The 7492-nt window shown below is 62.2% G+C and carries 12 protein-coding genes; all 12 read right to left on the reverse strand.

Annotated elements, in window-relative coordinates:
- A partial coding sequence (locus Q0602_RS00750) for a hypothetical protein (protein ID WP_298837471.1) occupies positions 1–185 on the reverse strand: 185 nt, incomplete at its 3' end.
- Positions 186–302: 117 nt separating this feature from the next.
- Positions 303–1157: a DUF1963 domain-containing protein gene (locus Q0602_RS00755; protein ID WP_298837474.1), complete on the reverse strand. Its 855-nt coding sequence runs from the start codon at positions 1155–1157 to the stop codon at positions 303–305.
- Between the two features lie 51 nt (positions 1158–1208).
- Positions 1209–1721, reverse strand: coding sequence for a hypothetical protein (locus tag Q0602_RS00760; RefSeq protein WP_298837476.1), 513 nt, complete (start codon positions 1719–1721; stop codon positions 1209–1211).
- A 33-nt stretch (positions 1722–1754) separates the two neighbouring features.
- Positions 1755–2633, reverse strand: a complete 879-nt coding sequence (locus tag Q0602_RS00765) for a hypothetical protein (protein WP_298837478.1) — start codon at positions 2631–2633, stop codon at positions 1755–1757.
- A gap of 55 nt (positions 2634–2688) precedes the next feature.
- Entirely contained in the window at positions 2689–3525 is an 837-nt protein-coding gene (locus Q0602_RS00770) for a hypothetical protein (protein WP_298837481.1), read from the reverse strand.
- Positions 3526–3556: 31 nt separating this feature from the next.
- Positions 3557–4084: a hypothetical protein gene (locus Q0602_RS00775; RefSeq protein ID WP_298837486.1), complete on the reverse strand. Its 528-nt coding sequence runs from the start codon at positions 4082–4084 to the stop codon at positions 3557–3559.
- Positions 4085–4115: 31 nt separating this feature from the next.
- Positions 4116–4364, reverse strand: a complete 249-nt coding sequence (locus Q0602_RS00780; RefSeq protein ID WP_298837488.1) for a hypothetical protein — start codon at positions 4362–4364, stop codon at positions 4116–4118.
- Positions 4365–4389: 25 nt separating this feature from the next.
- A complete protein-coding gene (locus tag Q0602_RS00785) occupies positions 4390–4641 on the reverse strand; it encodes a hypothetical protein (RefSeq protein WP_298837490.1) in 252 nt (83 codons plus the stop codon).
- 45 nt (positions 4642–4686) lie between these two features.
- Positions 4687–4989 carry a hypothetical protein gene (locus tag Q0602_RS00790; protein ID WP_298837493.1) on the reverse strand — a complete coding sequence of 101 codons (303 nt, stop codon included), beginning with the start codon at positions 4987–4989 and terminating at the stop codon, positions 4687–4689.
- A gap of 127 nt (positions 4990–5116) precedes the next feature.
- Entirely contained in the window at positions 5117–5842 is a 726-nt protein-coding gene (locus tag Q0602_RS00795) for a hypothetical protein (protein WP_298837497.1), read from the reverse strand.
- A 69-nt stretch (positions 5843–5911) separates the two neighbouring features.
- Entirely contained in the window at positions 5912–6637 is a 726-nt protein-coding gene (locus tag Q0602_RS00800; RefSeq protein ID WP_298837500.1) for a hypothetical protein, read from the reverse strand.
- A gap of 232 nt (positions 6638–6869) precedes the next feature.
- Positions 6870–7403 carry a hypothetical protein gene (locus tag Q0602_RS00805; RefSeq protein ID WP_298837503.1) on the reverse strand — a complete coding sequence of 178 codons (534 nt, stop codon included), beginning with the start codon at positions 7401–7403 and terminating at the stop codon, positions 6870–6872.
- Between the last annotated feature and the right edge of the window lie 89 nt (positions 7404–7492).

Consider the following 7492-nt stretch of genomic DNA (forward strand, 5'->3'; position numbering starts at 1 on the left):
ACCATCAGCTGGCGGCGGATCTCGTCCTTCGAGAGCGCGGTGAAGGAGCGCGAGCCCTCGATGAGGGGCGGGGTCTGGTATTCCCGGATGTCGAGGACCGCGCGGCATCCGTCCTCCTCGCGTTCGAAGGAGACGGTGCGAATGACGCTTTCTGGAGCGGTCGTGTCGGATGCGGTCTCGGACATCTCTTTTTCCTTCATACACTGAGATCGGATTGATCATCCCGCATGAAGAGAGACTGCCGACATCCGGTCATGGGCTCAGGATGCCGGCAGCGCATTGGTATCAGGATGCCTGGCGTATCAGCCGAAGTGGAACATGCATCCCACGCGGTCGAAGCGACCGGCGACGAGGTCGTCCTTGCGGATGGCGTAGGTGAGGTTGCCTTCCTCCCAGTCGATCACCGAGCCGCTGTTGGTGCCGAGCTCGTTGACTTGGGCAAGGCAGACCCAACCGTCGATGGTGTCTTCATCGACCGGATCCATGCCGAAGAGCTTGACGGCCTCTTCTGCGGCACGCAGCACGGGATCGCACTGCACGCAGTTGATTTCGTCGAAGGCGACGGCGCCGTAGTCGTCCTCGTCGACACCGGCTTCCTTCGCCGCGGCGTCGATGGTCTCGTAGAGAGCATCGGCCTCTTCGTCGCGGTCGTTTTCGTAGAGTTCCTCGATGAGGGCTTCGGCGTCTTCGCCGAGTTCGAACATCCTGGTGGCGGAGAAGACGAGGCCCCGGCCCACGAAAGCGTCGGTGTCGGCAGCGCTCTTGGTTTCCTGGTCGGCGGGAACGAGAACGACACGGCTCACGCGTGTGGAACTGTGCCCGTTTGCGGCGACCATGCCGAGATCCGTAGTGCCCAGGAAGACGAGCTTGCCGGCGGGCAGGGTGGCCAGATCCGGATACATCGCGTTGATCGTCGCGGTGTCGAGAGTGAGGATATGGCCGAGCGGGGTGTCGGCCGGGCCGTTTTCTTCGGTGGTGAAACATGGCACCTCGTATCCGACCGGCAGGTCGGCCGCGCCGCCGATGCGATTGCCCGTATCGAGGTCGTCTTCGGTGCTGCGAAGCACGACGACCGGGGTGACGGTGCAATCGTGCCCGGCGAATGTCATCGTCTTCGAGCCCAGGTCTTCGGTGGTCGGAAGCGTCATTGCATTCATGTATTTTCCTTCTCTCTGATCGATTCGATGACCCCGCCAGGGATGCCTCTTTCAGGCTGCGAGCTTCAGGGAAGCCAGCTTTTCGGCGAGCCGGATGCGTGCGTCTTTCTCATTGAATGCGATGAGGCCCGGGAAGGGAAGATCGAGCACTTCCTCGCCGAAATGTTCGGCGCAGTTGAAGGTCGTCCAACTGCTCTGGCCGGTGTAGCGCCTGCAGCAGCACCACATGTCGCTGGTGGCGTCATCCGGCGGTGTGCCGCCGTGGGCAGCGATGGTTCCGTCGTGGATCAGAAGCTCGATGCGATAGGCGCGGGCCCCGTGAGTTTCGAAGCTACGCCCTTCGATCCGTTCGGCCAGGACGGTGAAATCGGCCTTCATTGCGAAGTCGAAACCGTAGATGCGGTGAGGCTGGTCCTTCATCACGCGCGTGTCGTCGACATGCCATTGCGATGCCTGCCCGCTGTCATAGATGAGGAAGCCCTCGGTGTTGACGACGAGCCTGATCGTCTTCTTCGCCGGGGCCTGCCCTACCGGAAGGACGAGATGCAATGGCTTTCTGGCCATGGTTTTTCCTTCCTTGATGCCGCTGACGCCGACCTATTTGAGCTTGAAGACGATGACGTGCTCGCCTGCATCATATTGACCGGTGGCCGCATCATACTGACGCTTGTGCTTCGTGCGTGCGGTGTCCAGTTCCAGCAGCATTTCCTGCATTGCTCCGAATCCGGTTTCTTCGTCTTCGGCGATATCCGGGGCGACCTCCCACAGCGCTGCACCCGTCGAGTGCATCCACTGCAGCGCTTCCTCCGGGTCCTCGGTGGTAACGACGAGCTGGAGGCGAATCCGCCCGTCTGTCTTCATCCGTTTTCCTCCGTGTGGATCACGAAAGTTACGGATGCGAATGACGGCGTCCGGAGTGATGTGGTGCTCGATTTCGATCGGACGTCCGTCGAACCAGGCACCTTCGTTTCGGCGGGATATCTTTTCCTGGGCGATCAGACCGATCAGTGTTTCGATGGTCCGCTCGGCTTTGATCCGGTCCTCGTGCTGAATTTCCTCGAGGGCGGACTTGCTGTTTTCATCCATCTGCGATGGTTGCATACCGGCTCCCGTCTCCACTTTCACCCGGCCTTCGATATCGATGCCCTGGTAGTTCAGCGAGATGGGAATGAAGCGGTATTCCTCACCGCAGCCGTCTTCTGCGGTCATGATGCCGCCGTAACGCACCGAATCGAGGATGAGGTGTCCGTCCTCGTTCTTCTCTTCCGGCCATTCCATCTCGTCGATGAGTTCGCAGGTCCGGACCTCGTCGTCGCTATCCAGCCCGACGCATTCGGCTTTCTCCCGGGCAATGATGATCTTCAGTGCCTCGCCGGCTTCGAGATAGGGCTCGATCACCGTCATGAGCATGCCGGTCCCCTGGTCATCGTCCGGTCGGTCATTGTCGATCTGGATGCTGACGAGCTGGCCATGCATGGTTGTTTTTCCTTCTTGGATGAATCGTCTGATCGAATTGTCTCTGAAGATTTTTTTATGCGGCGCTGCGCACCGAGGGCTTAAACCGGTCGTTGGCCGGCTGGGAGATGACGAGGTCGATCGCCTTGCCCTTCTCGGCCGCCGCGGTGACGGTCGGCTGGACGGCGCCGGCCCACACGATGATGCCCTGGTGGACGGTGTTGCGGAACGCCACGTCGATGACGAGGGCCTCGCCGGTCTTCGCGTTGATCGTGCCGGTGACGGTGACGCGGCCCCGGATCCGGCCGGGGATGTCGCGGCCGGTGAGGATCTTCTTCCTGGCCGGAGCGCGCAGCGGGAGACCGGCTGCACGCTTCTCGGCGTTGCGGATCTTGCGGGCCTCGGCGGCGGCCGCCTTGGCCTCGGCCTTGCGTTCGGCCTTGATCTCGGCGGCCAGCTTCAGGACCTCTTCACCGAGATAGACCGTGCCGTCCTCGTTCCAGGCCTTGAAGGGCTTGGCGGGCTTGGCGACCGGCGGGACCTTGCCGTAGGCGGCTTCGAGCATGCCATCGAGTTCCTCGATGGTGTTGTCGAAACCGGCCGGGATCGGCGGGAAGAGATCGGAGATGTCGTCGTCCAGTTCGCCCGGCGCGAGGACGGCCATGCGCTCGCCCTCGTTCGCCTTCCTGTTCTTGTAGTGATCCCAGTCGATGCGGTTCTTGCCGTGGTCGAAGCGGATCTTGCAGCCGTGCAGCGGACGCTCGGCGTTGCGCTTTGCCTTGCGCTCGGCCTCCTTGCGGACCCTGCGGTTGCGGCGCTTGCGGGCGCCCTTGCTCAGCTTGCCGTTGGCGGCATCTCCGTCGATGGAGGGAGCAGGGGCGATCCGTTCTGCCTTGGCGAGCGCTGCGAGCATCGTCTTTTTCCTTTCCACCTGATCAATTCGATCAATCCGCCAAGCGATTGCCGGGCCAGGGAAGCGTCTCCTCCTGGTAGAGGATGGAGGTGTGGCCGTCGTGCCATCTCATCTGTCTTATCGGCAGGGAGGGAAGCCCCTCGAAGAGGTCCGCGAGCGTGATCCCGGATCCGTCCGGAGTGCCTGGAGGTGTGATCCGCTCGCGCAGCAGGCTGACACGGGACAGGGGAAGGCCGGAGATGTTCACCCGCCCTCTCGTGATGATGGCCGCAGGCATGCTGATGGCCGCGACGATGCTATCATCTCGGCGCTCGAGATGGGCGGTGAAGCGGCCTGCGAAGCGCACGCGCGCGATGACGTTGCGCTCGTTCGGGTCGTCCGCGGCGGGGTCGTAGGCATCGGCCGCAAGGACGCCCCGTTCGATGAGGAAGAGCGTGAGACGGTCGGTCGTCCTGCCTCGGACGTGCGGGAAGGGCGGACCGTGGATCCGCCCTTCGATGCTCTTCATGGCGAGACCGCACAGGATGGAGTCGAGGCGATCGTCGTCCTTGGCCTTCATCTCGATCTCCTGTGCTTGGGGTCCGGAGGAATCAGCTCCAGTAGGCGTCCGAGATGCTCGCGGCGTGACGCATGGCCTCCTGCGCGCTGGTGAAGTAGCGACCCGGTCGCGGGTCGAATCCCTTGGCCGAGGCCCACTCGCTGAAGCGGTCGGCCTCTTCCTTCGAGGCGAAGGTGTAGGCGGGGAAGGCCGCTTCTCCGGTGGTGGTGTTGCGGATCGCAAGGCTGACGCTGTGCGTGCGGCTGGCCGGTGCGGGATTGTCTGCGGCGTTGTCTGCCATGGTCGTCTCCTGTGGTGGGGACGGATCAGGCCGGCGTCATGCGGGGGAAGCCGACCTTCACGGTCGGATCGCGCAGGGGCACGCCGCGGCGGTCGAGCTCGATCGCGCAGGCCTGGCTGGCCTCCAGCCGCTGGACGCGGGCGTCCTCGCCGAGGGTGTCGCGGTCGAAGTCGAACCGGTCGAGAGCCCAGAAGAGGCGGGGCGTGCTGGAGGTCTTGGCGTAGGCCGCGATGTCGTAGGCTTGGCCGAGGGTCAGCTGCCTGCTGAGATCGTCCATTTTCCTTCTCCCCGTCCGGTTCGTCTGCCCTGCGACGAGCAGGGTTCAGATCCGCTGACGGGCCTGCAGGTCCTTCAGCGCGGAGATGGATTCCTCGCGGTCGAGGGTCCGGTGGAAGGACGGATCGGCCCAGCTGCCGTCCGGATTCCTCTCGGGTACGCGGCGTTTCTCGAGCCGGAGCACGCGCTTGCAGTCATTGCAGAAGCGCAGGCCCTCGCCCAGATCGCCGGTGTTCTCGAGGGACCGGGTGTGGGGGCAGTCCGGGACTTCGGGACCGGCGACTGGACCGGGAGACGGACGACCGGGACCGAGCCCGGTCCGCAGCCTGTGGAGGACGCGGGCGAGCATGCTCAGGCCGCCTTGGCGGCGTCCGTTTCCGGCTGGAGCGCCTGGCCGGACAGGGTCCAGGTCATGCTGCACCAGCCTTCCCGGTCAGGTCCTTCTTCAGGTGTCGCCCCTGGAATCGCTGCATGAATCAGGCTGCCAGGCGTTCTTTGATGTATTGGGCAAGAACGACCAATTCCGCATCTCCGAACGTTTGGATCGAGCAGCCGAGCGGGATGATGTCTTCCGTCCCGTTGTCATTGATGACAAGATCACTCGCTTGATATGCAAGCCTCTCGCCGAAAGGCGTGAACGACTGGCCGGGGCGAATTCTGCACGAGAAGTTGCCAGCCATTTCTCGTGGTAGTCGGCCGGGAAGGGTGTTGGGACCTTTGGAATTGCGGATGTGTTTGGCTATGTATACAGGAACGCCGAGAACGCTGGTCTCGCGGTCATTGTAGTAGATGTTGGGGAACATCTGTGGCGCCGTCTTGATAGCGATACCGAAGACGATTTCGGTACGTTCCTCAAGCGCCTCGCCCTCGGCGAACGGGGCAAGCAGGCGCTGGATCGCCGCGATGCTGTCGCTGTCGATCATTTCGCTGAAGGCCGTGACGAGTGCGCGGCGGGTCTCGACCGTGATGTCGTGGATATCGTAATAGATGATGGAAACGACGGTGCTTGCGATTTCATAGGCGACGTCGGCGGCCTTGATCGAACGTCCTTCGATGGGATCCTGCATGCCGGGCATTTTCCGCAGGATGGCACGCACGCGCTTCTGGTCGTTTTCCAGGGAATCGCAGTTTTCAAAGTCGGAAAGGTCGCAGGTCCTGGGCGTGGTGTTCATGTCGTCGATGCCGGGAAGTTTCTTGAGCATGTCTTTCCTTTCGTTATGTCTGATCGATGGAGCCCGCCGGAAGCTTGCTCCCGGCGGGCGGTTGCTGGATCAGGCTGATTTCGCGAGCGTGACGGGCTCATCACCATTGTCGTTGTGGCACAGGACGTGGGTGTTGGGCGAACCGTCTTCACCGTAGGTTGTGATGATGGACGAATAATCGTCGTTGCCGAAGATCGTGGTCGAAACCTTCTCGTCCGTAGTTGCATGGCAGAAAACTCTGCCTGCCGCATATTCGCCGAAACGATCATGCAGGATTGTGTATTGTTCGTTCCGGGCGAGGATCAGTCGAACCATTTCGTCATCCAGGTCTGCCTCGGTGCACTCCAGCCCCGTCCTCAGGTCTTTGAAATCGAAAATCGAATAGCGTTGAATGACACCGTCCGAATTGCGCGCGAGGGTTGTGTTGTCTTCCATCATCTCGTCTTCCGATATATCGTCTAGTCCATCGGTCGTGGACTGCACGTCGTCGGCTGTCGCCTCGTAGGCATCGACCAGTTTCTGGTCGATGGCGGGATCGAACTCGCGCACGCTGAACTGCGGCACGAGCAGGCCGACGATAGCGCCGTCTTCGGTGTCCGTTACGCTCTGCGACTTCGGTCCGAAACGGGCCTGGAAGTCGTCGATGCCAGAGCTGTCGAGGCTGTCCATGACCGCCTGCACGAGGCTCGGCAAGGCTGCCTGCGCGTCCATCTCTGCCGGAATGCCGAGCAGCCACTGCTGGAAATCGGTGCCATCGGCGTTGGTGATTTCAAGGACGACGTCGCGCTTGGTCATGGATATTTTTCCTTCTCTTTATTTCAATTCGTCTTGATATGTTGTCAGAATGGATTGGAGCGCTCTGTGCGCTCCGCCTGGCTGACGTCGGTTCATGCGGCGAAACGAATTTTTTCGCGCTGGTGTATCACCGGATGCGAGGAAGGGTCCTTTCCCTTCGCTCCGGAACGTATCGATCTCCCCTCCCGAGGGGAGATCCTCTTCTCTTTTCACGCTGCGGTGGATGGAAGGCTCAGGCCGCCTTGCGGGAGGCTTCGGCCTCGCGCTGGAGACCGGCGTCGAGATGGTCGGACCACACGTCGCCTGTCGCGACCCAGGTGCCGTCGTGCGAGGGGCTCGCCTCGATGTCGGTCACCGTGACCCGCGCGTACTCGCCGAACCGGTCGGCGAAGGGCAGGGTCTCGTCCTGGCTGTGGCTACCCGTATGATCCCGGTTGTCCTCGAGCCATTCGATGACCTCGGCCTCGCCCTCGAAGGTCTTCTCGATCGTCTCGATCGAATCGCCGCCGACGTGCCCGAAGGTGGCGGTATGGGTCTCGTCGACATAGGCGACCGTCAGCATGGGCAAGCCGCAGGCGATGCCGAGTTCGAGCGTGATGACGCCGCGCGTCTCGGCGACCGGGAAGTGCACCTCGCTGATGCTCTCGTCCTGGTCGGCGAGGCCGAGCAGCCGGTCCTGCAGGTCCTGGCTGGTGAGCATCATGTGCGCGAGCATGGGGCCGATGGCGACCTGCTGACCGCAGACGACGAGGTGGTTGTCGTTCATGGTTTTTCCTTTAACCGAGGTTGACGGAGCTGATGATCATGGAGATGCCGACAGCGACCATGGTGAGGACGTTCATGAGGTGCCTGCGG

It is taken from the genome of uncultured Salinicola sp., from assembly GCF_937921195.1.
Taxonomy (GTDB): domain Bacteria; phylum Pseudomonadota; class Gammaproteobacteria; order Pseudomonadales; family Halomonadaceae; genus Salinicola.

Coding starts and splice junctions, on each gene's coding strand:
- Q0602_RS00795 (WP_298837497.1), bottom strand. CDS start 5,842: ATGCTCAAGAAACTTCCCGGCATCGACGACATGAACACCACGCCCAGG.
- Q0602_RS00785 (WP_298837490.1), bottom strand. CDS start 4,641: ATGGACGATCTCAGCAGGCAGCTGACCCTCGGCCAAGCCTACGACATC.
- Q0602_RS00775 (WP_298837486.1), bottom strand. CDS start 4,084: ATGAAGGCCAAGGACGACGATCGCCTCGACTCCATCCTGTGCGGTCTC.
- Q0602_RS00770 (WP_298837481.1), bottom strand. CDS start 3,525: ATGCTCGCAGCGCTCGCCAAGGCAGAACGGATCGCCCCTGCTCCCTCC.
- Q0602_RS00790 (WP_298837493.1), bottom strand. CDS start 4,989: ATGCTCGCCCGCGTCCTCCACAGGCTGCGGACCGGGCTCGGTCCCGGT.
- Q0602_RS00755 (WP_298837474.1), bottom strand. CDS start 1,157: ATGAATGCAATGACGCTTCCGACCACCGAAGACCTGGGCTCGAAGACG.
- Q0602_RS00805 (WP_298837503.1), bottom strand. CDS start 7,403: ATGAACGACAACCACCTCGTCGTCTGCGGTCAGCAGGTCGCCATCGGC.
- Q0602_RS00780 (WP_298837488.1), bottom strand. CDS start 4,364: ATGGCAGACAACGCCGCAGACAATCCCGCACCGGCCAGCCGCACGCAC.
- Q0602_RS00760 (WP_298837476.1), bottom strand. CDS start 1,721: ATGGCCAGAAAGCCATTGCATCTCGTCCTTCCGGTAGGGCAGGCCCCG.
- Q0602_RS00765 (WP_298837478.1), bottom strand. CDS start 2,633: ATGCATGGCCAGCTCGTCAGCATCCAGATCGACAATGACCGACCGGAC.
- Q0602_RS00800 (WP_298837500.1), bottom strand. CDS start 6,637: ATGACCAAGCGCGACGTCGTCCTTGAAATCACCAACGCCGATGGCACC.